This window comes from Fontisubflavum oceani (assembly GCF_030407165.1).
Classification (GTDB): Bacteria; Pseudomonadota; Alphaproteobacteria; order Rhodobacterales; family Rhodobacteraceae; genus Rhodophyticola; species Rhodophyticola oceani.
Genome location: NZ_CP129111.1, coordinates 2,375,111 through 2,397,854 on the forward strand (window position 1 = coordinate 2,375,111; position 22,744 = coordinate 2,397,854).

Annotated in this window: 26 protein-coding genes, 1 tRNA gene and 1 pseudogene; 13 read left to right on the top strand and 15 right to left on the bottom strand. The window is 61.9% G+C overall.

Going from position 1 to position 22,744, the window contains the following annotated elements; all coding sequences use genetic code 11:
- Positions 1-204 precede the first annotated feature (204 nt).
- The 3 genes and pseudogenes from QTA57_RS12160 (at position 205) to QTA57_RS12170 (ending at position 4,074) form a co-directional block, all read left to right on the top strand.
- Positions 205-687, top strand: coding sequence for a (2Fe-2S)-binding protein (locus tag QTA57_RS12160; RefSeq protein ID WP_290151699.1), 483 nt, complete (start codon positions 205-207; stop codon positions 685-687).
- Positions 688-839: 152 nt separating this feature from the next.
- Positions 840-3,201 (top strand): annotated as a pseudogene (locus QTA57_RS12165) (xanthine dehydrogenase family protein molybdopterin-binding subunit).
- Between the two features lie 84 nt (positions 3,202-3,285).
- Complete coding sequence (locus QTA57_RS12170; protein ID WP_290151701.1) at positions 3,286-4,074, top strand: FAD binding domain-containing protein; 789 nt, start codon at positions 3,286-3,288, stop codon at positions 4,072-4,074.
- 51 nt (positions 4,075-4,125) lie between these two features.
- Here QTA57_RS12170 and QTA57_RS12175 read toward each other — a convergent pair whose 3' ends face one another.
- Positions 4,126-4,299: a hypothetical protein gene (locus QTA57_RS12175; protein WP_171558672.1), complete on the bottom strand. Its 174-nt coding sequence runs from the start codon at positions 4,297-4,299 to the stop codon at positions 4,126-4,128.
- Between the two features lie 71 nt (positions 4,300-4,370).
- Here QTA57_RS12175 and QTA57_RS18645 point away from each other — a divergent pair, with 71 nt between their 5' ends.
- From QTA57_RS18645 to QTA57_RS12185, 3 genes are read left to right on the top strand one after another with little or no spacing between them, the layout of a single operon-like run.
- Positions 4,371-4,592, top strand: a complete 222-nt coding sequence (locus QTA57_RS18645) for a helix-turn-helix domain-containing protein (protein WP_407933477.1) — start codon at positions 4,371-4,373, stop codon at positions 4,590-4,592.
- Positions 4,550-5,281 carry a LysR substrate-binding domain-containing protein gene (locus QTA57_RS12180; RefSeq protein ID WP_290151703.1) on the top strand — a complete coding sequence of 244 codons (732 nt, stop codon included), beginning with the start codon at positions 4,550-4,552 and terminating at the stop codon, positions 5,279-5,281. The genes QTA57_RS18645 and QTA57_RS12180 overlap by 43 nt, the downstream gene beginning before the upstream one ends.
- 3 nt (positions 5,282-5,284) lie before the next feature.
- On the top strand, positions 5,285-5,836 hold the full coding sequence (locus QTA57_RS12185; protein WP_290151705.1) for a sugar O-acetyltransferase: 552 nt from the start codon (positions 5,285-5,287) through the stop codon (positions 5,834-5,836).
- A 66-nt stretch (positions 5,837-5,902) separates the two neighbouring features.
- On the opposite strand, the gene infC is transcribed toward QTA57_RS12185, so the two are convergent.
- Positions 5,903-6,472 (bottom strand): translation initiation factor IF-3, encoded by a 570-nt coding sequence (infC, locus tag QTA57_RS12190; protein ID WP_216364969.1) that lies wholly within the window; start codon positions 6,470-6,472, stop codon positions 5,903-5,905.
- A 159-nt stretch (positions 6,473-6,631) separates the two neighbouring features.
- On the opposite strand from infC, the gene QTA57_RS12195 reads away from it, so the two are divergent.
- Complete coding sequence (locus QTA57_RS12195) at positions 6,632-7,294, top strand: hypothetical protein (protein WP_290151706.1); 663 nt, start codon at positions 6,632-6,634, stop codon at positions 7,292-7,294.
- Positions 7,295-7,408: 114 nt separating this feature from the next.
- Here the strand turns inward: QTA57_RS12195 and QTA57_RS12200 are convergent, their stop codons facing one another.
- From QTA57_RS12200 to cysG, 7 genes are all read right to left on the bottom strand, one after another.
- Positions 7,409-7,864, bottom strand: coding sequence for a hypothetical protein (locus QTA57_RS12200; protein WP_290151709.1), 456 nt, complete (start codon positions 7,862-7,864; stop codon positions 7,409-7,411).
- Between the two features lie 156 nt (positions 7,865-8,020).
- On the bottom strand, positions 8,021-8,869 hold the full coding sequence (locus QTA57_RS12205; RefSeq protein ID WP_290151710.1) for a ferredoxin--NADP reductase: 849 nt from the start codon (positions 8,867-8,869) through the stop codon (positions 8,021-8,023).
- A 67-nt stretch (positions 8,870-8,936) separates the two neighbouring features.
- Positions 8,937-9,353 carry a DUF934 domain-containing protein gene (locus tag QTA57_RS12210; protein WP_290151711.1) on the bottom strand — a complete coding sequence of 139 codons (417 nt, stop codon included), beginning with the start codon at positions 9,351-9,353 and terminating at the stop codon, positions 8,937-8,939.
- A gap of 43 nt (positions 9,354-9,396) precedes the next feature.
- On the bottom strand, positions 9,397-10,137 hold the full coding sequence (locus QTA57_RS12215; RefSeq protein WP_290151713.1) for a phosphoadenylyl-sulfate reductase: 741 nt from the start codon (positions 10,135-10,137) through the stop codon (positions 9,397-9,399).
- The gene (locus QTA57_RS12220) at positions 10,127-11,794 is read right to left on the bottom strand and encodes a nitrite/sulfite reductase (RefSeq protein ID WP_290151714.1); all 1,668 of its coding nucleotides are present in this window, start codon (positions 11,792-11,794) and stop codon (positions 10,127-10,129) included. Before QTA57_RS12220 ends, QTA57_RS12215 begins: the two co-directional genes overlap by 11 nt.
- 117 nt (positions 11,795-11,911) lie before the next feature.
- Positions 11,912-12,211, bottom strand: coding sequence for a DUF2849 domain-containing protein (locus tag QTA57_RS12225; protein ID WP_290151716.1), 300 nt, complete (start codon positions 12,209-12,211; stop codon positions 11,912-11,914).
- Complete coding sequence (cysG, locus tag QTA57_RS12230) at positions 12,211-13,605, bottom strand: siroheme synthase CysG (protein ID WP_290151718.1); 1,395 nt, start codon at positions 13,603-13,605, stop codon at positions 12,211-12,213. Before cysG ends, QTA57_RS12225 begins: the two co-directional genes overlap by 1 nt.
- A gap of 145 nt (positions 13,606-13,750) precedes the next feature.
- Here cysG and QTA57_RS12235 point away from each other — a divergent pair, with 145 nt between their 5' ends.
- Positions 13,751-14,233 carry an Lrp/AsnC family transcriptional regulator gene (locus QTA57_RS12235; protein ID WP_290151719.1) on the top strand — a complete coding sequence of 161 codons (483 nt, stop codon included), beginning with the start codon at positions 13,751-13,753 and terminating at the stop codon, positions 14,231-14,233.
- Here QTA57_RS12235 and QTA57_RS12240 read toward each other — a convergent pair.
- Complete coding sequence (locus tag QTA57_RS12240) at positions 14,184-15,416, bottom strand: bifunctional alpha/beta hydrolase/OsmC family protein (protein WP_290151721.1); 1,233 nt, start codon at positions 15,414-15,416, stop codon at positions 14,184-14,186. The two genes, QTA57_RS12235 and QTA57_RS12240, sit on opposite strands and share 50 nt — an antisense overlap.
- 150 nt (positions 15,417-15,566) lie before the next feature.
- Between QTA57_RS12240 and QTA57_RS12245 the strand changes: the two genes are divergently transcribed.
- On the top strand, positions 15,567-16,463 hold the full coding sequence (locus tag QTA57_RS12245) for an endonuclease/exonuclease/phosphatase family protein (protein WP_290151722.1): 897 nt from the start codon (positions 15,567-15,569) through the stop codon (positions 16,461-16,463).
- Here the strand turns inward: QTA57_RS12245 and dddP are convergent.
- Positions 16,449-17,777, bottom strand: coding sequence for a dimethylsulfonioproprionate lyase DddP (gene dddP / locus QTA57_RS12250; protein ID WP_290151723.1), 1,329 nt, complete (start codon positions 17,775-17,777; stop codon positions 16,449-16,451). The two genes, QTA57_RS12245 and dddP, sit on opposite strands and share 15 nt — an antisense overlap.
- A gap of 130 nt (positions 17,778-17,907) precedes the next feature.
- Here dddP and QTA57_RS12255 point away from each other — a divergent pair, with 130 nt between their 5' ends.
- From QTA57_RS12255 to QTA57_RS12265, 4 genes are read left to right on the top strand one after another with little or no spacing between them, the layout of a single operon-like run.
- A complete protein-coding gene (locus QTA57_RS12255; RefSeq protein ID WP_290151724.1) occupies positions 17,908-18,657 on the top strand; it encodes a heme-dependent oxidative N-demethylase family protein in 750 nt (249 codons plus the stop codon).
- Positions 18,654-18,845 carry a methyltransferase gene (locus tag QTA57_RS18420; protein ID WP_330696679.1) on the top strand — a complete coding sequence of 64 codons (192 nt, stop codon included), beginning with the start codon at positions 18,654-18,656 and terminating at the stop codon, positions 18,843-18,845. Before QTA57_RS12255 ends, QTA57_RS18420 begins: the two co-directional genes overlap by 4 nt.
- Positions 18,846-18,859: 14 nt before the next feature.
- Positions 18,860-19,849, top strand: a complete 990-nt coding sequence (locus QTA57_RS12260) for a class I SAM-dependent methyltransferase (RefSeq protein ID WP_330696680.1) — start codon at positions 18,860-18,862, stop codon at positions 19,847-19,849.
- 4 nt (positions 19,850-19,853) lie between these two features.
- The gene (locus tag QTA57_RS12265; protein ID WP_290151725.1) at positions 19,854-20,444 is read left to right on the top strand and encodes a histidine phosphatase family protein; all 591 of its coding nucleotides are present in this window, start codon (positions 19,854-19,856) and stop codon (positions 20,442-20,444) included.
- Here the strand turns inward: QTA57_RS12265 and QTA57_RS12270 are convergent.
- The 4 genes from QTA57_RS12270 to ihfA form a co-directional block, all read right to left on the bottom strand.
- Positions 20,434-21,507: a 2'-deoxycytidine 5'-triphosphate deaminase gene (locus tag QTA57_RS12270; protein WP_290154901.1), complete on the bottom strand. Its 1,074-nt coding sequence runs from the start codon at positions 21,505-21,507 to the stop codon at positions 20,434-20,436. The two genes, QTA57_RS12265 and QTA57_RS12270, sit on opposite strands and share 11 nt — an antisense overlap.
- A gap of 67 nt (positions 21,508-21,574) precedes the next feature.
- A tRNA-Pro gene (locus QTA57_RS12275) sits at positions 21,575-21,651 on the bottom strand.
- A 77-nt stretch (positions 21,652-21,728) separates the two neighbouring features.
- Positions 21,729-22,367: a MerR family transcriptional regulator gene (locus QTA57_RS12280; RefSeq protein ID WP_171559237.1), complete on the bottom strand. Its 639-nt coding sequence runs from the start codon at positions 22,365-22,367 to the stop codon at positions 21,729-21,731.
- A gap of 9 nt (positions 22,368-22,376) precedes the next feature.
- Positions 22,377-22,679, bottom strand: coding sequence for an integration host factor subunit alpha (gene ihfA / locus QTA57_RS12285; protein ID WP_145208351.1), 303 nt, complete (start codon positions 22,677-22,679; stop codon positions 22,377-22,379).
- Between the last annotated feature and the right edge of the window lie 65 nt (positions 22,680-22,744).

Sequence of the window (22,744 nt, forward strand, 5' to 3'; positions counted from 1 at the left end):
GCGATGCCCTTTGTCTGGTCCACCCACGAGCACTCGGTTTGCCGCAAATCGCCGCAAGATATGGTTACCACAGGTGCCGGTCTCGACGGGTGGTGCGCCTCCTCCGACAAGTCGTGACGGTACTGTCGGGAAATGCACAGAAATTCTCTTTTGCGTTTCGGGGATTCCATGCTTGGATAGGTCGATAACCAAGGGAGGAATTGGATGACCCAGGTCACGATGACGGTAAACGGCGCGGCCGTTTCCGGCGACGTAGAAGGACGAACATTGCTCGTTGAGTTTCTGCGCGAAGGCCAAGGCATGACCGGCACCCATGTGGGCTGCGATACCAGTCAATGCGGGGCTTGCGTGGTGCATGTGGATGGCACGGTGAAAAGCTGCGCCGTTTTCGCCGCCGAAGTGGATGGCGCGGAGGTCACGACAATCGAAGGCATGGCGAACCCCGATGGCTCGCTTGGCACGATCCAGCAGGCATTCCAGGACCATCACGGGTTGCAATGCGGGTTCTGTACGCCGGGCATGGTGATGTCGGCGGCGGCCTTGTTGAAAGACAACCCGACGCCGACCGAGGCGGAGATCCGCGAGTATCTCGAAGGCAATATCTGCCGCTGCACCGGCTACCATAACATCGTGAAGGCGATCATGGCGGCCTCGGGGCAAGACGTTTCGGCCATCGCCGCGGAGTGAGGTCGACACGTCGCGTCGGAGGAGGGCGCGGTGGACCGACCGACGAGCCGAAAGAGGACGGGGCCATACACACCCACGCGCCCCGCAAGAATATCCCTCCAGGCCCCCTATGGTGGCGGTGCCGGAGGCAGACAGCATAAGGGAGGACGACCATGCCGAAAGACAGTGGCATAGGCGCAAGTTCCAAACGGCGCGAGGATGTGCGGTTTCTGACCGGGCAGGGGCGCTATACCGATGACATCAATCTTCATGGTCAGGCCTATGTGCATTTCCTGCGCTCGGATTTGGCCCATGGGAAGATCAACAAGGTCGACACTTCCGTGGCCCAGAACATGCCGGGCGTGATCCGGGTCTTCACCGGTGCCGATTTCGAAGGCGTCGGCGGGATGCCCTGCGGCTGGCAGGTGACCGACAAGCATGGGCAGCCGATGCAGGAACCGGCCCATCCGATCCTGGCCCAGGGCAAGGTGCGCCATGTGGGCGATCCGATTGCCGCCGTTGTTGCCGAGTGCGGCGCAAGCCCGAACAGCGGCCGAAGCGATCGAAATGGATATCGACGAGTTGCCCGCCGTGATCGACATGAAGGCGGCGCTGAACGATGGCGCGCCCAAGGTCCATGACGAGTTGGACAACAACCTCTGCTATGACTGGGGCTTCGTTGAAGAGAACAAGGCGGCGACCGATGCGGCGTTTGAGGCGGCGGCCCATGTGACCACGCTTGAACTGGTCAACCAGCGGCTGGCGCCCAATGCGATGGAGCCGCGTGTGGCGGTTGGCGATTACGCGCCGGGCACCGATGAATCGACGCTCTACACCACGTCGCAGAACCCGCATGTGATCCGGCTTCTGATGGGCGCGTTCGTGCTCGGCATTCCGGAGCATAAGCTCCGCGTGGTGGCGCCCGATGTCGGCGGCGGCTTTGGCTCGAAGATTTTTCACTATGCCGAAGAGGCGTTTTGTACCTTTGCCGCCAAGGCGATCAAACGCCCGGTGAAATGGACCTGCTCGCGGTCCGAGGCGTTCATCTCGGACGCACATGGCCGCGATCACGTCACCAAGATCGAGCTGGCGCTCGATGGCGACAATAACTTCACTGCGGTCCGCACCGAGACATATGCCAATATGGGGGCCTATCTTTCGACCTTCGCGCCCTCGGTGCCGACTTGGCTGCATGGCACGTTGATGGCGGGCAATTACAAGACGCCGCTGATCTATGTGAATGTGAAGGCGGTGTTCACCAACACGGTGCCGGTCGATGCCTATCGCGGCGCCGGGCGGCCCGAAGCGACCTTCCAACTGGAACGCGTGATCGACAAAGCGGCGCGCGAGCTTGGGGTCGATCCGATCGCGCTCCGTCGGCAGAATTTCGTGACCGAGTTCCCCTATGCCACGCCGGTGGCGGTCGAGTATGACACGGGCGATTACAACGCCACCTTGGACAAGCTTCTGGAGATGATCGACCGTGACGGGTTCGAGGCGCGGCGCACGGAAAGCGCCGCCAATGGCAAGCTCCGGGGCCTTGGCGTGAATTGCTATATCGAGGCCTGCGGCATCGCGCCATCGGCCCTGGTGGGGCAGCTTGGCGCGCGCGCCGGGCTTTATGAAAGCGCTACGGTGCGGGTGAATGCAACCGGCGGTCTGGTGGTGATGACCGGCAGCCATAGCCACGGGCAGGGGCATGAAACCTCCTTCGCCCAAGTCGTCGCCGATATGATCGGGATCGATGAAGGCATGGTCGAAGTGGTCCATGGCGACACGGCCAATACGCCGATGGGCATGGGCACCTATGGGTCTCGCTCCATCGCGGTTGGTGGCTCGGCCATGGTGCGGGCGACTGAAAAGATCATCAATAAGGCCAAGAAGATCGCGGCCCATTTAATGGAGGCCTCCGAAGGCGATATCGAGCTGAAGGATGGCCAGTTCTCGGTTGCGGGCACAGATAAATCCGTGGCTTGGGGTGATGTGACGCTCGCCGCCTATGTGCCGCATAACTATCCGCTGGAAGAGATCGAGCCGGGCTTGGAAGAAACGGCGTTTTATGACCCCAACAACTTCACCTATCCCGCCGGCGCCTATGCCTGCGAGGTGGAGGTCGATGCCGAGACCGGCAAGGTCGACGTGGTGTCCTTCGCGGCGGCCGATGATTTCGGCAATATCATCAACCCGATGATCGTTTCGGGCCAGGTCCATGGCGGCGTGGCGCAAGGCATCGGTCAGGCGCTGTTGGAGCAGGCGGTCTATGACGAAAACGGCCAAATGGTGAACGCCTCCTACATGGATTACACCATGCCACGCGCCGATGATGTGCCGTTCTATCAGGTGGATCATTCCTGCGCGACGCCCTGCACCCATAATCCCTTGGGAGTAAAAGGCTGCGGCGAGGCGGGCGCGATTGGTTCGCCGCCCTCGGTCGTCAATGCGGTGGTCGACGCGCTGCAACGGGGCGGGCATGATGTCACCCATATCGACATGCCGCTCAGCCCATCGCGGGTCTGGCAGGCGATGCAAGGTTAGGGCTTATCTGGCCTGCAAGACTGCGGGCCAGATTTACCATTTCGAACAATGGAGCGGTGGTTACCGCTTCGCTAGGAGAAAACGATGTATAATTTCGACTTTACACGCCCAAGCAGCATCGATGAGGCGGCCTCGGCGCTTCAGGGCGAAGAAGCACAGGCTTTGGGGGGCGGGCAGACGCTTATCCCAACCATGAAACAACGGCTGGCCGCGCCCGCGACCCTGGTCAGCCTCACGGGCATTTCCGAGATGCAGGGCGTGTGTCTGAGCGATGCGGGCGAGGTCTGCGTCGGCGGCGCGACGCCGCACGCGGTGGTCGAGGCCGAAGCGGCAGCGCATTTCCCGGCGCTGGCGGCATTGGCCAGCCGGATCGGTGACCCGGCGGTGCGCAATCGCGGCACCGTTGGCGGGAGCCTCGCCAATAATGACCCCTCCGCCTGCTATCCGGCGGCGGCGCTCGGGACGGGGGCCACGATCAAGACCAATACCCGCGAGATCGCCGCGGATGACTTCTTCGAGGGCATGTTCACCACGGCCCTGCATGACGGCGAGATCATCACAGAGGTGCGCTTCCCGGTGGCTGAGGCCGCGAATTACCAGAAATTCGTGCAGCCAGCCTCGCGCTTCGCCCTCGTCGGCGTGTTTGTCGCGAAATATGCCTCTGGCGTCCGCGTGGCGGTGACCGGTGCGTCTGAAGAGGGCGTGTTCCGCTGGTCTGAGGCGGAGGCGGCCCTGTCGGCCAACTTCTCCGCCGATGCGATTGCGGGTTTGAACCTCTCCGGGGAGGGTATGATTTCTGACCTCCATGGGTCCGGCGATTACCGGGCGCATCTGGTCAAGGTGATGACCGGGCGGGCTGTCGCTGCCGCTTAAATCGACTGTTTTGGAACCATGAAAAGCTCCGCCAACCCGGCGGGGCTTTTCTTATTCAGGATCAATCCAATAGGGATCGATCGGCAGATCGGCCAACTCGCGTTTATCCATCCGAGCGATATCAGGATGAGACAACGGATCCCGCCGCCAGCGGCAGCGCGGCGACGGCTCGCGCGACACGCGCCAGGGCCGAAGGAAGGAGGAGAGGGAGAGTGTCTGTAACATGGCTATAGACATACGCTTCCTTTCAGCCTCATGTTATGGAGAATGCGCCAAGTCATCTTTAGGAAAACTAAATGCTTGAACTGAACCGCGTCCATCTCTCTGGCCTAAGGGCGGTCGAGGCGGTCGGCCGCCTTAAAGGGTTGCAACCCGCCGCCGAAGAGCTTGGGGTTTCCGTCGGCGCCGTTAGCCAGCAGGTCAAGAAGACTGAGACCGCGCTTGGCCGAACGCTTTTTCACCGAACGCCGGGGGGATGCAGCCAACTGCGGCGGGCGAGGAGGTTTTGGTGCACCTGAGCCGGGGCATGGCCGAGCTTGCCACCGCTATTCGCCTCGCCGGGCGCGGTCAGGAGGATCGGTTGGTGGTCTCCGTCGCGCCGATCTTCGCCAGCCGCTGGCTTGTCTGGCGGTTGAGCAGTTTTCATGCGCTGCATCCTGATATTCGGGTCCGGGTTGAGCCGGATATGGCGCTGGTCAATCCCGATGAGGCGGATGTCGATGTGTGTATCCGGGTTGGGCGCGGCGGATGGCCCGGGGTGAAGGCGGATAAGCTCTTGGATCAACGGGTCTTTCCAGTCTGCACCCCGGAGATCGCGGCCAAGCTCAAACGCCCAGAGGATTTGGCCAAGGTTCCGGTGATCCGCGAGAACGAGGCGCTGTTTGGCTGGGATGTCTGGCTGGGCGCGCAAGGGATCAGCCCGGAGATTTTGGGCGAGGGGCCGACCTATGCCGATGCCTCGCTCTGCCTCGACGCGGCAATTGCGGGGCAGGGGGTTTTCCTGGCGTGGGAGACGCTGGCTTGCCCGGCGCTCGGTATGGGGCAGTTGGTGGCGCCGTTCCCGGAACGCCCGGCGACGGGGGTTCATTACTGGGTGATCACGCGGCAATCGGGCCTTCGGGCGCGCGCGATTGCGCAGTTCACAGAGTGGTTGAAAGCCGAAATGGCCGCCTCGGTTCGAGAGTGGCGGGCGCAGGAGGATGGCTAAGCTATGGCATTGAGCGAGCGGGAAAAAATGGCGGCGGGAGAGTGGTATCGCTGCCTTGACGATGAACTGGAAGAGATGCGCAAAGCCGCGCGGCGTGCGGTGCATCAACATGCAACGATGGATCCAGATGCGCGCGGAGCGATGGCGCCGATGCTGCGGGCGCTGTTTGCCGATGTGGGGGCGGATGTGACGCTCGAGGCCCCGTTTCACTGCGCTTATGGCGTGAACATTTCCTTGGGCGATCAGGTCTACCTCAACGCGGACTGTGTGATACTCGACACCGCACCAGTGACAATTGGATCGCGGTCAATGTTGGGGCCGGCGGTGCATATTTACTGCGCCGAGCATGATCATGATCCGGAGCGCCGCGCCGCAGGGTGGGAAGTTGCAAAGCCGGTGACGCTTGGTACCGATGTTTGGATTGGCGGCGGCGCGATCCTGCTGCCGGGCGTTTCCATTGGGGACGGCGCGATTGTTGGGGCCGGGTCTGTTGTCACACGAGACGTCGCGGCCGGCCAGACCGTGGTCGGCAACCCGGCGCGGGCACGCGGGTAGCCCCAGAAAAAAGGCGCGGCGGGGTCAGACCCGCACGCGCCTCTTTTTCAGCGTCTCATCAAAGGATTACTTGGCGGGCCCGATCATCATGACCATCTGGCGGCCTTCCATCTTGGGCATGTTTTCCACCTTGCCCAACCCCTCGACATCCTCAGCCACCCGCTCCAAAAGCTCGCGGCCGAGATTCTGGTGCGCCATTTCACGGCCCCGGAACCGCAAGGTGACCTTCACCTTGTCGCCGTTTTCCAAAAAACGGGTGACGTTGCGCATTTTCACTTCGTAATCATGGGTGTCGGTGTTGGGGCGAAACTTCACCTCCTTCACCTCAATGATTTTCTGCTTCTTCCGCGCCTCGGATTCGCGCTTTTGCTGTTCATATTTGAACTTGCCGAAATCCATGATTTTACACACTGGCGGATCGGCATTGGGCGAGATCTCAACCAGGTCCAAACCGGCTTGGTCGGCCAGTTCCATGGCGCGCGCGGGCGATACAACGCCGACATTTTCACCTTCGGCGCCAATAAGGCGTATTTCAGTGGCCCGAATGCGGTCATTGACGCGGGGGCCGGTTTCGCGCGTGGGCGGCGCGTTATGGGGTCTGCGGGCTATTGGATTTTTCCTTCTGTAGCCAATCAAATCAGGCCCCGAACCTAACTGTCGATTGGCCTGCGTTCAAGACGAAACCCAAGCGAGCGCTTGCCGAGGGGAGCGAGGGCCGCGGTTTCCCATTGTGCGGGCTTTGGACTGCGCCTATGTGCGGACTCGTATCCGTTTGAACATCTTTGGGGGACTAAAATGAACCGAATTATTATCATTGTTGTTGTGCTTCTTGCCGTGGCCGTAGGGGGGTATTTCCTGACCCAAGTTGGCGATGAAGCTCCGATGGCCGATGCGGTTGAAGACGCTGTTGAAACAGTAACCGACGAGGCCGAGGCCGCCGCTGCGGAAGCAGAAGCCGCCGCCGCCGAAGCTGCTGCCGCCGCTGAAGCGGAAGCCGCCGCTGCTGCAGAGGCCGCCGCTGCTGCCGAAGCCGAAGCTGCCGCCGCCGCAGAGGCCGCTGCTGCGGAAGCGGAAGCCGCAGCTGCAGAGGCTGCCGCCGCCGCCGAAGAAGCTGCTGCCGAGGCCGCCGCCGCTGCGGAAGCCGAAGCGGCCGCCGCCGCCGAAGCCGCAGCTGCGGAAGCAGAGGCCGCCGCAGAGGCCGCTGCCGCAGAAGTTGAAGCAGCGACTGAGACCGCGACGGAGGCCGTCACCGATGCGGTTGAGGCCGCCACCCCCGACTTGGCCTCGATCCTGACGGTGGATGGGTTTGATGCCGATGCCGCCCTGGCCGCGGTTGATGGTTCCGACCTGAACCCGGTGATGAAAACCACGCTCAGCACTGCCATCGAAGGCGCGCGTGACAACCCAGAGCTGGTCGAGGGCGTTGTGACTCAGGTCCGCGAGGCGCTTGGTCTCTAAGCCAAACCCTGTTCGACAATGTAGAAACCCGCGCCACATCAGCGCGGGTTTTTTCTTGGCTGAACCTGTCTTGCGCTGGCTTGGGGCCGCAGCTGATCGACCGAAAGACCTGCTCTACGTCTCAGAGGCGCGGTTTTCGTCAATGATCTGAATGAGTTCCACCGAGTAGTATTGGCGTTGTTTCTGAAACTCGTAGGAGTTGAGGAACACCATATGGCGGGCCAATTCACCGCGAGCCACCTCGCGCCATTCGGTTGAGTGCGTGTTGGCGAGGACCGCGTCGAGCGAATAAAGCATATGCGCGACGAACAGCTCGTATTCGACCATGCGGCCCGCCTCGGCCAGTTTCTCATGATCCGGCGAAAGAAGGTCCGGCCGTTCGAGCGCCTCCTTGAGATAATCTCGAAAGAGGCTTTTCGCCATGTTTTCGCTTTGAACCGAGCGGTACGAGCGGACTTGGACGATGGCAATGACAACACCAATCACCGCGACGAGGGCAGCAATTGCGGTGCCAAACCCGCTGATGATGGTCGCGAGATCGATCAGGGACATGTCCTGGATGCTGTTCATATCCGCCTCCCAAACCTGTGCTCAAGGCACCAAGCCAGCGTCTCGCGACCTGACCATCCGTTATGCGGTCAGGGAAGATAGCCCGCGAGAATCGACGCTGTTCGGCCAAGCGGCCATCGCCCCGATACCGTGTAGATTGACCGCGCGGCGCGGGGCTTAGTCCAGAAACGCCTTTTCAACGACGTATTGCATCGGCTTCGAATTGGCGCCTTCCTCCAACCCGTATTCCTCCAGCATCTCTTTCAGCTCGAGATTGAATGCGAGATTGCCGCAAATCATCGCCCGGTCATTTTCGGGGCAAAGCGGGGCCACGCCCAGATCGGCAAATACCTCGCCGGACCGCATCAAATCGGTGATCCGGCCCATTTTCGGGCTCTCTTCACGGGTCGTGGTCGGGTAATAGCGCAGCTTCTCGTGGAAGCCTTCGCCCATCAGCTCGGCCAGCATCTCGTCATTCCGGATCGTATCGATCACCTCTGCGCCGTACGCCAGCTCGCCAACCTCGCGGCAGGTATGGGTGAGGATGATCTCGTCATAATCCTCATAGGTCTGCGGGTCGCGCAGGAGGCTTGCGAAGGGGGCAAACCCGGTGCCGGTGGCGAAAAACCAGATGCGTTTGCCGGGCAGAAGCGCGTCATGCACCAGCGTGCCCACGGGTTTGGGGCGCAGGATGATCTCATCACCGGGTTGGATATGCTGCAAGCGGCTGGTCAGCGGGCCATCTTGGACCTTGATCGAATAGAACTCCAGCTCATCATCCCAGGAGGGTGAGGCGATGGAATAGGCGCGCAGGAGCGGTTTTTGCTTCCCGGTCTTCGGATCCGGGTCGCCCATCAGCCCGATCATCACAAATTCGCCCGAGCGGAACCGCAAACTGGCAGGCCGCGTCACGCGGAAGGAAAACAACCGATCCGTCCAGTGTTTGACATGTGTCACGATCTGGGCGTCGGGCAGGGTGGGAACGGGCTTTGCGGCGGTTTGTGTCACGGGGGTTTGCTCGGTCATACTCATATCACGGCTTTAGCAGCCGCCCTTTGTCTTAGGCATTGATCTGGATCAGGGAAAGGGGCGATCAGCCGCGCAGGCGCGCCTGGTAGTGATGCGCCTGCCAATTGGCGCGGGCCTGCCATTGGGCTTCCGGCTGGCGCGCGGCCAGCTCGGCGCTGATTTCCACTTCGTCGAATCCGGCCCGCCGCGCCATGGCGTATTGATCGGCCAGAACATGGCCCGCCGCACGGAGGCGGCCGGTGTAGCCAAGCGTGCGGAGTTGCCGGGCAAGGGTAAATCCCCGACCATCGGCAAAGCTGGGGAAGGCGATGCGGATCATCACGATCTGGTCGAGGGTGTCGGCCAGAGGCTGGATATCATCATCGGACGCGATATCCACACCGCCGCAATTGGCGGCGAGCCCGTCGGCCAAAGCGGCAAATCCGCCGGTCCAATCGTCCGTTTCAAAACCTGTGTCACGCACCAAAACCGGATCGGTCATTTCGTGCCTCTTTTCGTTGTCCAAACTGTCTTTATCGGCGCCATCACGACGCCTGTTTTAGCGGGCCGCGCACCATGCGCCCGTCGACGAAATGAATGCCGCACTCGTCTTTGTCCTGGCCCTGCCAGCGCCCGGCGCGTGGGTCTTCGCCGGCGGCCACCGGCTTGGTGCAAGGCGCACAACCGATCGACGGATAGCCCTTGGCAACCAACGGATGCCGCGGCAGGCGGTTGTTGATCATATAATCCTGGACGTCCTCAGGTGACCAATGGGCCAATGGGTTGATCTTGATGCGTAAACCACCCTCTTCTTCGAAGAACTGCAAGGCGGCGCGCTGTCCACCTTGGAACCGTTTCCGGCCGGTGATCCAGGCGTCAAACGGGGCCAGCGCGTGGTTCAGCGGCACGGTTTTGCGCAAAGTGCAGCAGGCGTCAGGGTCGGTCTGGTGCAAATCGCCATCGGGGTCATGCGCCGCCAGGCTGGTTTGGCTGGCGCGGATGATCCGCAGGTCTTCCAGGCCGAGATGGGCCGCGAGCTCTTGCTGGTAAGCGAGTGTTTCCGGAAACAGCATTTCGGTGTCGATGAACAGAACCGGTGTCGCGCGGTCGATCTCCGCGAGCATATGCAGCAGCACCACCGATTCCGCCCCAAAAGAACTGACCAAAGCGATCCGGCCCGTATCTGGGTCACTCAACGCATGGCGCAACACAGCGGTCGCCGAATGGTGGCGATAGCGCGTGTTGAGCAACGCGGCGCGTGTGGAGACAGGGGCGTCAAGCGGCATCGGCCTTGGCCTCCGCCGGGTAAAGCGCAGCTTTGAACGGCGCGAGGCCGAGGCGGCGATAGCTTTGCAGGAAGGTCTCGTCTGGGCTCTCGCGCAGGTCGAGATAGGCATAGACCAAGCGTTCAATGGCCGGAATGATCTCGTCCGCACCAAAGCCGGGGCCAGCCCGTTCGCCAATGCTGGCATCTTCCGTGCCGTCACCACCAAGGGTGATCTGGTAGTTCTCCACTCCGGCCCGGTCGAGGCCGAGGATGCCGATATGACCGACATGGTGGTGCCCGCAGGCATTGATGCAGCCGGAGATTTTGATCTTTAGCGGGCCCACATCATGTTCAAGCTCCAGCTCATCGAACCGGGTGGCGATCTCTTGCGCGATCGGGATCGAGCGGGCCGTGGCCAGGGCGCAGTAATCCATGCCGGGGCAGGCGATGATGTCGGAGATCAACCCGATATTGGCGGTGGCGAGGCCCGCGTCGCGCAGCGCCGCATAGATCGCGGGTAAATGACGATGCGGCACATGCGGCAGGATTACGTTCTGCTCATGAGAAATACGCAGCTCGTCATGGGCATAGGTTTCGGCCAAATCGGCCATCACACGCATCTGATCAGCGGTTGCGTCACCCGGGGTCGCACCATGAGATTTCAGCGAGATCGAGACAATCGCGTAGCCATCCCGCTTATGGGTATCCACATTTGTATCCACAAAGGCGCGAAACGCGGGATTTGTTGCATATGTGCTATCATAGTCGCCAGTACCGGCAGATCCGAAGGGTGGTGGCGCAAAGTGAGATGTGATTTCCAATAACATCTCTTGATCAACCCCGGCAAAGGCGGGCTTGCGGGCGGCAAATTCATCCCCAACCATGCGACGGATCTCGTCCAGGCCGGTTTCATGCACCGTGATCTTGATCCGGGCTTTGTATTTGTTGTCGCGACGGCCAAGCAGATTATAGACCGCGACGATGCTTTCTAGATAGGGCAGCAGGTCGTCGCCCGGCACGAAATCCGCCAAAACCTTACCGATCATCGGCGTTCGACCTAGCCCGCCGCCAACGAGGATCTGATAGCCAATTTCGCCATGCCGCTCGACGATGCGAATGCCGATATCATGAGCGGCGGTCACCGCGCGGTCATTCGGGCTACCGGTGACGGCGACCTTGAATTTGCGGGGCAGGAACTGGAACTCGGGATGGTCGGTCGACCATTGCCGGATTAACTCGGCCACTGGCCGCGGGTCGGCAATCTCATCGGCGGCAGCACCAGAGAAATGATCTGCCGTGACGTTGCGGATCGTGTTGCCAGAGGTCTGGATCGCATGCATGCCGACATCGGCCAGCGCGTCCAACATATCTGGCACGTCCTGCAGTTTCGGCCAGTTGTATTGGATATTTTGCCGCGTCGTGAAATGGCCATAGCCTTTGTCCCACCGCTCGGCGATCATCGCCAGCTGCCGCATCTGCCTGGAGTTCAGCGTGCCATAGGGGATCGCCACGCGCAGCATATAGGCATGCAACTGTAGATAGAGCCCGTTCATCAAACGGAGCGGCTTGAACTCGTCTTCGGTCAGGGAGCCATCGATGCGCCGCTCGACCTGAGACCGGAATTGCGCGTTGCGCTCCTGAAGAAAGGCGGTGTCGAACTCGTTGTAGCTGTACATCTGGATCGCTCCGGTTGCGTTATTTTGAGCATGTCATGCGGCTGTGTGGGCCGGGTGGGTCTATCGGAATAGCGGGCAAGGCTTCGGCATAGGGTCGCTATTCGTTTGGATAGGGTGTCAGGCGCCCGCCTGCTTTCCATGCTGGTAATTGGACGGGCCGCGGCTGCGAAAAGCTTCGCGGAAATGGGTCGGCTCTGGCCCTTGTGGACCGGCTTTGACATCGGCCAGATAAGGGCCAACCACACGGTCCGGCTGCATCTCTGCATCCAGCAGGCGGAGCTGCGCATGGGCCTCGTCTTCGATCAACTCGGCCTCGGTGAGCGTTCGGGTCCAGCGGTCATCTTCGGTCAGATAGACCACATCGCCTTCGAGAAGGGCGTTGGCGGTGACGACTTTCGGCGTAAAGGGGCGGGGCATCAGGCTTGATCCTTTTGCAGTTGCGGGAGGGCCAGCGCCGCATCGCGGGGCGCCAGGCCATAGAGCAGAATGGCGGGGCCGGACATGTTGGCGGCGTCGATATCGGCAGGCAGGCGCGCCAGCGTGGTCGCGAGCGTTTGGCCATCGGCGCGCGAGGCATTTTCGACCATGGTCACGGGCGTGTTGGGCGCGGCACCATGCATCAAAAGCCGCCCTTGCAGGAAGCGGGCGCCTTTCTTGGCCATATAGATCGCGGCGACTTCGCCGGGGCGGGCGAGGCCACGCCAATCATGTTCGGCAAAGCCCTTCACATCATGACCGGTCAGAAACCGGAGCGCTGAGTTCCGGTCGCGTTTGGTGAGGCTTTGGCCGATGCCGGCGGCGGCGGCGGACGCGGCGGTGATCCCCGGAATGATCGACCAGGCGACACCGGCTGCGTCCAGCGCATCGACTTCCTCGTCCAAGCGGCCATAAACCGTGGGGTCGCCAGATTTCAGGCGGACCACATAGGCCCCTTGAGCGGCATGCTCGACAATCAAACGGCAGATCTCGTCTTGCGACATCGACGGGCCGAACCCCTCCTTGCCGGCATTGATCATCAGGGCTTCGCGGCGGGCCAGTTCAAGGATTTCGGGTGCGACGAGGCGGTCGTAGATCACCACATCGGCCTCATCGAGGGCGCGGCGGGCCTTCAACGTGAGCAGTTCCGGATCGCCGGGGCCTGCGCCGACCAAGGCGACACGGCCTGGTTGGCTGTCACGCGAGAGATGGTCGGAGAGGAGGGCGTCCAACCGGGTTTGAATACCGGCCTCGCCCTCTTGCGAGAGCGCTTCCGGCCCGGTCTTGAAGTAGTAGTCGGACCAGAAATCGCGCCGCGGGCGCCCCATCGGAAGAGCCTCGACCGCCTTGCGGAAGGTTTTCCCGATCCGGGCCAGGAGACCCAACTGCACAGGCAAGCGCGCTTCGAGGTCGGACTTGATCGCGCGCGCCAGAACAGGGGCCGCGCCTTCGGTGCCAATCGCCACGGTTACGGGGTCACGGTCAACGATGGCAGGCGTGATGAATTGGCTTTGGCCGAGATTGTCGACCCAGTTGGTCAGCGCGCCATCCGCTTGCGCAAGGCGGGTCACGCGGGCGTCTTCGGCATCGTCCTCATTGGCGGCGTAAAAGAGCGCGGCGCAGAGGGCGTCGCCTGCAGCCAAGGCGCGTCTGGCAAGGGTCAGTTTGCCTTGGGCCGCCCAATCCACGATCTCTTGCGCCGGGTCTGCGGCGAAGACCGTCAGATGTGCTTCGGTCTTGAGCAACAGGCGCAGTTTGGCCAGCGCGGCCTCCCCTCCGCCGGAGACGACGATGCGGCGGCCAGCAACGGCGAGGAAGATCGGAAAATGCTGCATCTGAACGGGACCTGTTGGCTGCGATTACCCGTCATAGATAGAATAATTTCCCAAGATTTGGCAGATCACGCTTGCAGATAGGAACGCATGTTCTGTACATCGCTAAAAAGCGAATGCCGTGTTTGGACAAAGAAAGGGCGCGCGAATGTCTGTTCAGGTCGATGAGATGGACCGGAAAATCCTACGGGCCTTGCAAGAGGATGCGAGCCGGTCGCTGGACGATATTGCCAAGGAAGTCGGCTCGTCCAAGACCCCGGTTTGGACCCGGATTCGCAAGCTGAAAGAGGCCGGGATCATCGGGCGGCAAACGGTGATTTTGGATGCCGAAGCGCTTGGGCTCGAGGCGTGTTTTTTCGTGCTGATCCGCACATCGGAACATGAGGCGGAATGGCAGCAGGCCTTCCTTGCCGCGCTGCAGGCCCGGCCCGAGGTGATGGAGGCGCATCGGTTGGCCGGGGAGATCGACTACATCCTGAAAGTGCGGGTGCCGAATGCGCGGGCCTATGACGCGTTTTATCAGGCGCTGATCTCGGAAGTGCGGATTTACAATGTGACCGCGCTTCTGAGTATGGAAGAGATCAAGTCAACGCCACTTCTGCCGCTTGGACCAACTCCGTCGAAATCTTAGCGCTTTGCTCTAAGCTTTTGTGAACTGGGCATTTATCGGCAATCTCCAGCAGTCTTTGCCGTTGGTCCGCATCCAGATCGCCGGTCAGCGTGATGGCCCGTGTGAAATGATCCAGCGGCATCGCCGGGCCTGCCGCGTCTTGGCCATGGACCCGATTATGGGTGACATCGACCGAGACATGATCCAGCGGCCAACTTTTGCGGCGGGCATACATCCGGATCGTCATCGAGGTGCAGGCACCAAGCCCGGCGGCGAGGAATTGATAGGGCGTCATACCCTTGTTCGTGCCGCCATAGCTGAGCGGCTCATCCGCATAGGCGTGGTGGAACGGGCCAGCTTGGACATCCTGCAAGAAGCCATCTGAATTGGCCTCCGACACGCGCGTGATCCCTTCGGGCGCGCCGGGTGGCGGGGCGGGTGGGCGCAGATTGACATAGCGTGCGACCCAAGCGGCGATGACCTCGGCGGCGTATTCCGCGTCTTCGGGGCGGCTCACCAGATGATCAGCGCTGTCGAGCGTGACGAAACTTTTGGGATGTTTTGCGGCGATGAAAATCTGCGTTGCGTTCTCGACGCCCACAACGGCGTCGCGCGGGGCATGCATGACCAGAAGCGCTTTGTTCAAGCTCGCAATCGCCGGTTCGATATTCTCGGCCTTCACATCTTCGACGAAGCCGCGACCGATCCGAATGGGGCGTCCGCCCAGATTGACCTCGCCCACGCCCTCGGCGGCGATCCGGTCGAGCGCATCGCCGAAATTATGGGTGACATGGCCTGGGTCGAAGGGCGCGCCGATGGTGGCAACGGCTTTCACACTCTCGATCTGGCCTGCCGCGCGCAAAACCGCCGCGCCACCAAGCGAATGACCGATTAGGAGCGCGGGCGGCATGCCGCGCGCAGTCAGCGTTTCAGCGGCGGCCAGAAGATCGCCCACATTGGAGGTGAAGGAGGTGTTTTCAAACTCGCCCGCCGAATGCCCTAGCCCTGTGAAATCAAACCGCAAAACCGCAAACCCCATCGCCGCGAGACGCGAGGAGATGCGCCGGGCCGCGGCGATGTCTTTGCCGCAGGTGAAGCAATGCGCCAGGATCGCGGTCGCCAGATGCGGCCCGTCCGGCATATCAAGCCGGGCGGCCAGATCGGCGCCGGTCGAGCCGGGAAAGGTGAAACGGTCGGTGGGCATGGCGGATGGCTCCTGATGGCTAGACTGCCAGAATGTGGGCGCGGGGCCAGCGAGACAACCCGCGTGACATTGATTTCACGGCCTCGTGTTGGGAGAGTGTGCAGAGGTGATGTGCGGTGATGCGAAAGAGGGGCTGAATTGGGCCGGGTGTTGAGATGGGCGCTGCAGATTGCCGGTTTTGCCTGCGCCTTGGCTATTTTGGGCGGATATCTGGGCGCACTGCATCCGATCGGTGATTCTCTCGCGGTGTTTCGGCTGTGGCTGGCGCTTGTTTTGGCCGTCATTGCTGTGGCTTTGGTTTTGCTTGGCGCGCGGCGGTTTGGGGGCGCTGCTCTTACCCTGGCGGTTGTGGGCGCAGCGCCAATCGCGCTGGCTGGTGTCGTGCCGACGGGATTAGCGGCGCAAGATGGGCGCGAAACGCGTTCGCTTTATCAGAAAAACCTCTTGTTTCTCTTATCCGACGCCGAACCGCTCTTGGAGGATGTGCGCCTTACATCGCCCGATTTCATCACCTTGCAAGAGGTGAGCGCCACCAATCGGCGGCAGGTCTATGATGCCCTCCCTGCGACCTACAACCGGCATATCTGCCCCTTCACCGGCGTCGGCGCCGTGGCGGTCGCGGCCCGGTTTGAACCGGTCGAGGGAAGCCGGATTTGCCAGGAGGGGTCTGGCCTTGCCGCCATGCAGGTGGTGACGCCAACCGGGCCCGTTTGGGTGGTCTCGATCCATCTGCACTGGCCCTGGCCCTTTGGGCAAGCCGCTCAGGTCGAGGCGCTTTTGCCGGTCCTAAACAATCTCGAGGGGCCGGTCGTGATTGGCGGCGATTTCAACATGGTGCCCTGGTCACATGCCGTGCGTCGCATCCGAGCCGCCGCAGATGTCGCGGTCGGTGCCCCGATCCGGGGCACGCTGCGAGAGCGGTTTCCGCTAATGCCGCTCCCGATCGATCATGTCTTTACCCCGTCTCCGCCGATCTTGACCTACCGACCGCGTCTGGGGTCCGACCATAATGGTGTTCTTGCCCGGTTCGACCTAGTCGCCCATTAATCGCGCATCATAGGGATAGCTGATCAAGTTCTCATACCCATCCTCGGTGATCAGCACCTGATCTTCGAGCTTGATGCAGAAATCGCCATCTTCCTCACCAATCAACGCCTCGACGCAGAGCATCATGCCGGGTTCCAGCACCGCCTCAAACGCGCCCTCTTTGTAGTGGTCGGGATAGTCGATATGGGGCCATTCATCGCATAACCCCACGCCGTGCATCCGGCAGGAATACTTCCGCTTGTCATATTTCGGGTCCAACTGGTGGCCCTTGAAGACCAAATCGCGAAGCGGCACGCCTGGTGCCAGAAGCTCCATATTGGTCATGATATGTTCATGGCCGTGCTGCATGGCGGCGATCATATCGGGGCGCGGATCACCGGGGCCGACCCACCAGCTGCGCGAGATGTCGACGCAAAGCCCGTAGCAGCCGATCAGATCGGTATCGAGGGCGCAGATTTCGTTTTCCTGCACGACCCTGGGGCCACATTCCTGAAACCAGGGGTTGGTGCGCGGCCCCGAGGCGAAGAGGCGGGTTTCGATCCATTCGCCGCCACGTTTGATATTCTCCGCATGCAGAACGGCCCAGATCTCGTCTTCGCTTTTGCCAGGCGCGATGGCCTCTTCCATCAGCCCAAGCGCCGTTTCGCAGGCATGGACGGCGCAGCGCATGGCGAGGATCTCATCGGGGCCTTTGATGGCGCGGGCCTTTTCGGTGACCTGTTCGCCTTCTTCCAGCGTGAAACCGGCGGCTTCGAGCTTGCGTGCGCCGGTCAGCATGATCTTATCGACGGCGAGCCGCGTGTTGCTGCCCGCATGGGCGCGCATCACCTCGGCGACCTCTCCAACGAAGCTTTCCGCCGCCTCCTCGATTCGATCCCCGACGGAGAAATAGAACATCGATGCGCCGGAGCGCACCTCGCGGACCAGCGGGTTGTGATCGGCCAGAAAAGGCGAGTTCTTGTAATCCCAGAGCACCATATGCCCGTCGGCGCAGACCAGGCAGGCGCGGAACGGGTTATGGGTGTTCCAGAGCTGCATATTCGTTGAGTCGGTGGCGTAGCGGATGTTGAGCGGGTCGAACATCAACACCCCGCCATAATCGCGCTCGACCAGCTTTTCGACCAGCCGGTTCAACCTGAACTGCCGCAAGCCGACCAGATCGGGCAAGGTCAAGCCCGCCGCTTCCCATTCCCGATAGGCCAGCATTGTCGGCCCGATCTCGATCCGGTCATTATCGTTGAGGGTGCCATCGTCCAGGGTCACGCCCTTGGTCGGGTCGATCTTGCGCTCATGACGGCGATAGGCTTCATTCATCGCGAGGTCTCCTCCCAGAGATTTGACATCAGCCTGCGGGCTCCAATCAGGTGGAGCGCGCCAGAACGCGGCACCAAAAGGGTCGGATTTGGACCATATCTGCCAAAACTCCTTGCCAAATGCGCCCTGGATGGCGCCCGCGACCCGGCGTTTGCCGGGCATGCAGCCCTTGGACAGGACGGAGTGGCTGGTGATCGATGAGGCCTTCGCGGCGCAGATGGCGCTACGAGACCGGTTGCTCTCGGACCGGCGGGCGGAGGTCTATGCCGAGGGGGCAGAGGCCGCATCCCGGGAGCTTTTGGCGCTGATTTTGCGCCATTTGGGTCCGGAGTATGATCGCACGGCCTCTGGGGTGACGCGACCGGATGGCGTTACGGTGCCGCTGTCTGATCCGCCGCTTTTGGTGGCCGGAAGGTTGGTGCAAGAAGACCTTTGTCTCTTGCAGAAACCAGAGGGCGGGGCAGAGCATGTGCTCAGCGCTGCCGTGTTGTGTTTCCCGGCGTCCTGGACTTTGGCTGAGAAGATCGGTCGCCCGTTGACCCGGATTCACCGGCCAGTTGCCCCCTATGACGAAAGCATGGCGACCCGCGTGCAGCGGCTTTTCGATCTGATGCATTCCGACCGTCCGATGTGGCGGCAAAACGCGCTGTTTTACGAAGATCCCGCGCTTTACCAACCGGCGCCGGAGGCTGCGCCGCGCGAAACACCGGCGGGCCGCCCTGGATTTGTCCGGTCCGAGCGGCAATGCCTGCTGAAACTGCCCGAAACCGGCGCGATTGTGTTTTCGATCCACACATGGGTGCTGCCATTCGCGCGCTTGACGGCGGCACAGCGGGCAGGGTTAGAGAGCCATCCGATTGAAACCGCGGACCGATCATGACCGATGTGACCGAACAATATGAGGCCTATCCTTATCCCGCCCGCGACCCGGCGGAGGAGAAGACGCGCCTGATCACCGGCTCGCCCAGCCATCCGTTGGAGATCGACCATTTCCTCTTTGCCGGGCAGCGGGACTGGTCGCAGCCGTTCCGGGTCTTGGTGGCGGGGGCGGCACGGGCGATGCCCTGATCCAACTTGCACAAGTGCTGACAAGTGCCGGAAAAACCTATGAAATCACGTATCTCGACCTGTCGAAGTCGTCGCGTAAGATTGCTGAAACCCGGGCGAAGACACGCGGCTTGACCGGGATCAGCTTTCACACCGGGTCGCTGCTGGATGCCGGGCAATATGGGCCGTTTGATTACATCGACTGCTGCGGCGTGCTGCACCATCTGCCCGAGCCGCAATTGGGGTTCGACGCACTTGGCGCGGCGCTGGCCGATGGCGGCGGGATCGGGTTGATGGTCTATGCGCCCTATGGTCGGGCCGGGGTCTATCCGCTGCAAGAGGCGTTTGGCGCACTCTTGACTGGTTCGCCGCGAGATCGGCTGCGCCGGGCGAAGGCGATTTTGGCGCGGCTGCCCGAAGGGCACCCATTCAAACGCAACCCGCATCTGGGCGATCACCAAGACAGCGATGCCGGGTTCTATGACCTGCTGTTGCATAGCCAGGACCGGCCCTACACGATCCGGCAATTGGCCGAGACCCTGACCAAGGCGGGGTTGGAGATGGTCGGAAGCCCGCAAGCGCATCTCTATGATCCAGCGCCGCTTTTGGGCGACCCGGGGTTGCTGGTCGGGATGGATGATTTGACGCGGATGGAACTGGCTGAGAAGCTCAGGGGGACGATCAAAACCCATGTGGTGTATGCCGCCCACAATGCGGCTGGTCGTGTGGCGCGGCCAAGCCCGCATGCCATTCCGCATCTGAAAGGCGTCACGGGGTCAAAGGTGGCCGATGTCATTATGAAGAAAGGGATCTTACCTGTCACGCTTGGCGGCGAGAAGACCGAGCTGCCTGTTTCGGCGGCGGCCGGGCAGATGCTGCGCCATGTCACGGGCCGGGCCGATCTGACGGCCATTGCGCGGGCCGCGGAATTGGACCCGGTGGCGTTTGCGTCGATCTGGAACTCGGTTTCGGCGGATCTGACCCGGTTTGGCCTGATGTATTATTCGACGCTTCTGAAGTCCTAGACGCATGCGCGTGTTCTACCTGACCCATCCAGAGGTGGTGATTGACCGGGAGGTTCATGTGCCGCAATGGGGGCTGAATGAAATCGGCGCGGCGCGGGTCGATGCCGCGCTGGCGCGAGATTGGTGGCAAGGCGTGACACATGTGTGGGCCAGCGATGAGGTCAAAGCGATGGAAACGGCGGCCCCGTTTTGCGCCGCGCTTGGTATCCCGCTGGCAACTGATCCTGGCCTCGCAGAGATTGACCGAAGCCGCGCAGGGTTCATACCAGAGCCGGAGTTTAGCGCCGTGGCCGAGGCATGTTTTGCAAACCCAGATCAATCGGTGCACGGTTGGGAACCCGCCGGTGTGGCGCAGCGGCGCTGCTGCGCGGCGGTTGATCGAGCGCTACGCGGTCATGAGGCTGGAGATCTGCTTTTGGTGGGCCATGGCGGCGTTGGTGCATTTCTCTACGCCGCTCTTGCAGAGCGCGAGATTGGGGCGGTGGGAACGAAACCGGGCGGCTATGGCCGGGTCTTCGCTTTCGATGCCGGATCGCGGCAGATCGTCGGCGGATGGGGCGCGATGGAAATCGGCCCGACGCCGCTTACATCTTGAAGTGTTTGGAGAGTTTCAGGCCCTGACCCTGGTAATTCGATGACAGGTCCGCGCCATAGAGCCGGTTGGGCAGGGCGGCCATCTTTTCATAAACCAAGCGGCCCACCACTTGGCCATGTTCCAAGACAAAGGGCGCCTCGTGGCAGCGGACTTCCAGCACGCCGCGCGCGCCGGCGCCCCCGGCGGCGGCATGGCCAAAGCCCGGATCGAAGAAGCCAGCGTAATGCACTCGAAACTCGCCGACCATGGCCAGATAGGGCGACATTTCGGCGGCACAATCGGGCGGGATCGTCACCGCTTCGCGACTGACCAAAATGTAAAACGCGCCAGGGTCGAGGATGATCCGGCCGTCGGAGGTCCGCACTTCCTCCCAGAAATCGGCGGGGTCATAGCCCGCGATATTGTCCAGATCGATGACGCCGGTATGCGGCTTAGCGCGGTAGCCAACCAGATCACCTTTGGTTGGTTTCAGATCGACAGAGAAACCGAGCCCCTCATCAATCACCGCCTCACCGGAGACCAAGGGGCTCTCGGCATGACGGGTTCGCAGATCGTCGTCGCTCAGCACGGCTTGGCCCTGACGGAAGCGGATTTGGTTGAGCCGCATGCCCGGACGGACCAGGACGCTGAAGGAGCGGGGGCAAATCTCGGCATAAAGCGGGCCGGTATAACCCGGGGTGATCCGGTCAAACTCAACCCCGCCATCGGTGATCGCCCGGGTCAGAAGGTCGAGGCGTCCGGTTGAGCTTTTGGCATTGGCGACCGCGCTGATATCCTCGGGCAGCGCCAGCGCCTCCATCAACGGCACCACATAGACGCAGCCCTTTTCCAGCACCGCGCCCTCGGTCAAATCGACCTTGTGCATCTCAAACTCGGCCAGCCGCTCGGCGACACTTGCGCCGCCCCCGGCCAAGAAGGACGCGCGCACGCGATAGGCCGTGCTGCCCAAACGCAGATCAAGGCTGGCCGGCTGGATCTGGTCATCGGTCAGGGGCCGCTCAATGGTGATCTCGCCCCGGTCGAGCATGCCTTGGATCGCGTGGTCTGGCAGAACGCCTTGCATCTGGCTCATCCCCTCCTGGCCAATCAAAAAACCGCCCCGCCCAAACGGGCCGGGGCGGTTTTTGTGTTGGTCGGGCTAGCAGGACTCGAACCTGCGACCTTCCGTCCCCCAGACGGACGCGCTACCAGGCTGCGCCATAGCCCGAACTTCCGCCCTTCTAGCGATTTTGCGGGCACGTGCAAGGTGGAAACCGGCGGGGAAAAGGCGGGCATCGACGCGGATCAGGATCGCGGCGTGGCCAGACGGTCACGCAACACCTCAAGCCGCGCAACCAACGGGATCAGCGCTTTGCGGCGGTCTTCCGAGAGCGCCGGGAGACGCGAGACCAGATCGCGGAGATGATCTAATGCATCGCCATCGGTCACCGGCGCGGGCGAATCGGCGGCGGGCTCCATCTCGCCCGTGTCTGCCGCGCCCGCATCGGCGTCGGCGGGGGATGTATCGGTAGGGGCGGGGTCTGCGCTCGTATCGGAGGGAGCCGGTTCTGCAACGTCCTCCGCCGCAGGCGCTTCCGTCTCCAAAAGTTCGCCTTGGGTGGGTTGCTGCTCCACGGCTGCGCCGTTTAGGGCCTCAGTCGCAGCCTCTTCAAAGGGCGGTGCGAGGCTGGCGATATGGGCGATGCCTTCTTCGCGGATCATCTTCTGGACCCCGCGGATGGTCAGGCCCTGGTCATGCAACAGCACCTTGATGCCGCCGACCAGTGCCATATCGGCAGGTCGGTAATAGCGGCGGCCACCAGCGCGTTTCACCGGCTTGATCTGCGCGAATTTGCTTTCCCAAAACCGCAGCACATGGGCTGCAACGCCAAGCCACTCGGCCACCTCGCGGATGGTACGGAAAGCTTGGGGCGATTTGGACATCTCTGCGCCTTACTTGCGATTGCCCGCGGCGACGCGGTCTTTCATCAAATGGCTCGGACGGAAGGTCAGGACCCGGCGCGGCAGGATCGGAACCTCTTCACCGGTCTTGGGATTGCGGCCTACACGGGCCGTCTTGCTGCGCACCGAGAAGGTGCCGAACGAGGAGATTTTGACCTGGCCCCCTTCGACCAAACTGTCGGACATCACTTCCAGCACGCGTTCCACCAACTGGGCGCTTTCATTGCGTGACAAACCGACCTCACGAAACACCGCTTCGCTCAGATCCATCCGTGTGAGTGTCTTCCCGGCCATTCCAACTTCCCCCGTTGAATTTCCGGCCAGCATGAGCGATGGGATTTCTCAAGTCAATATCAAGG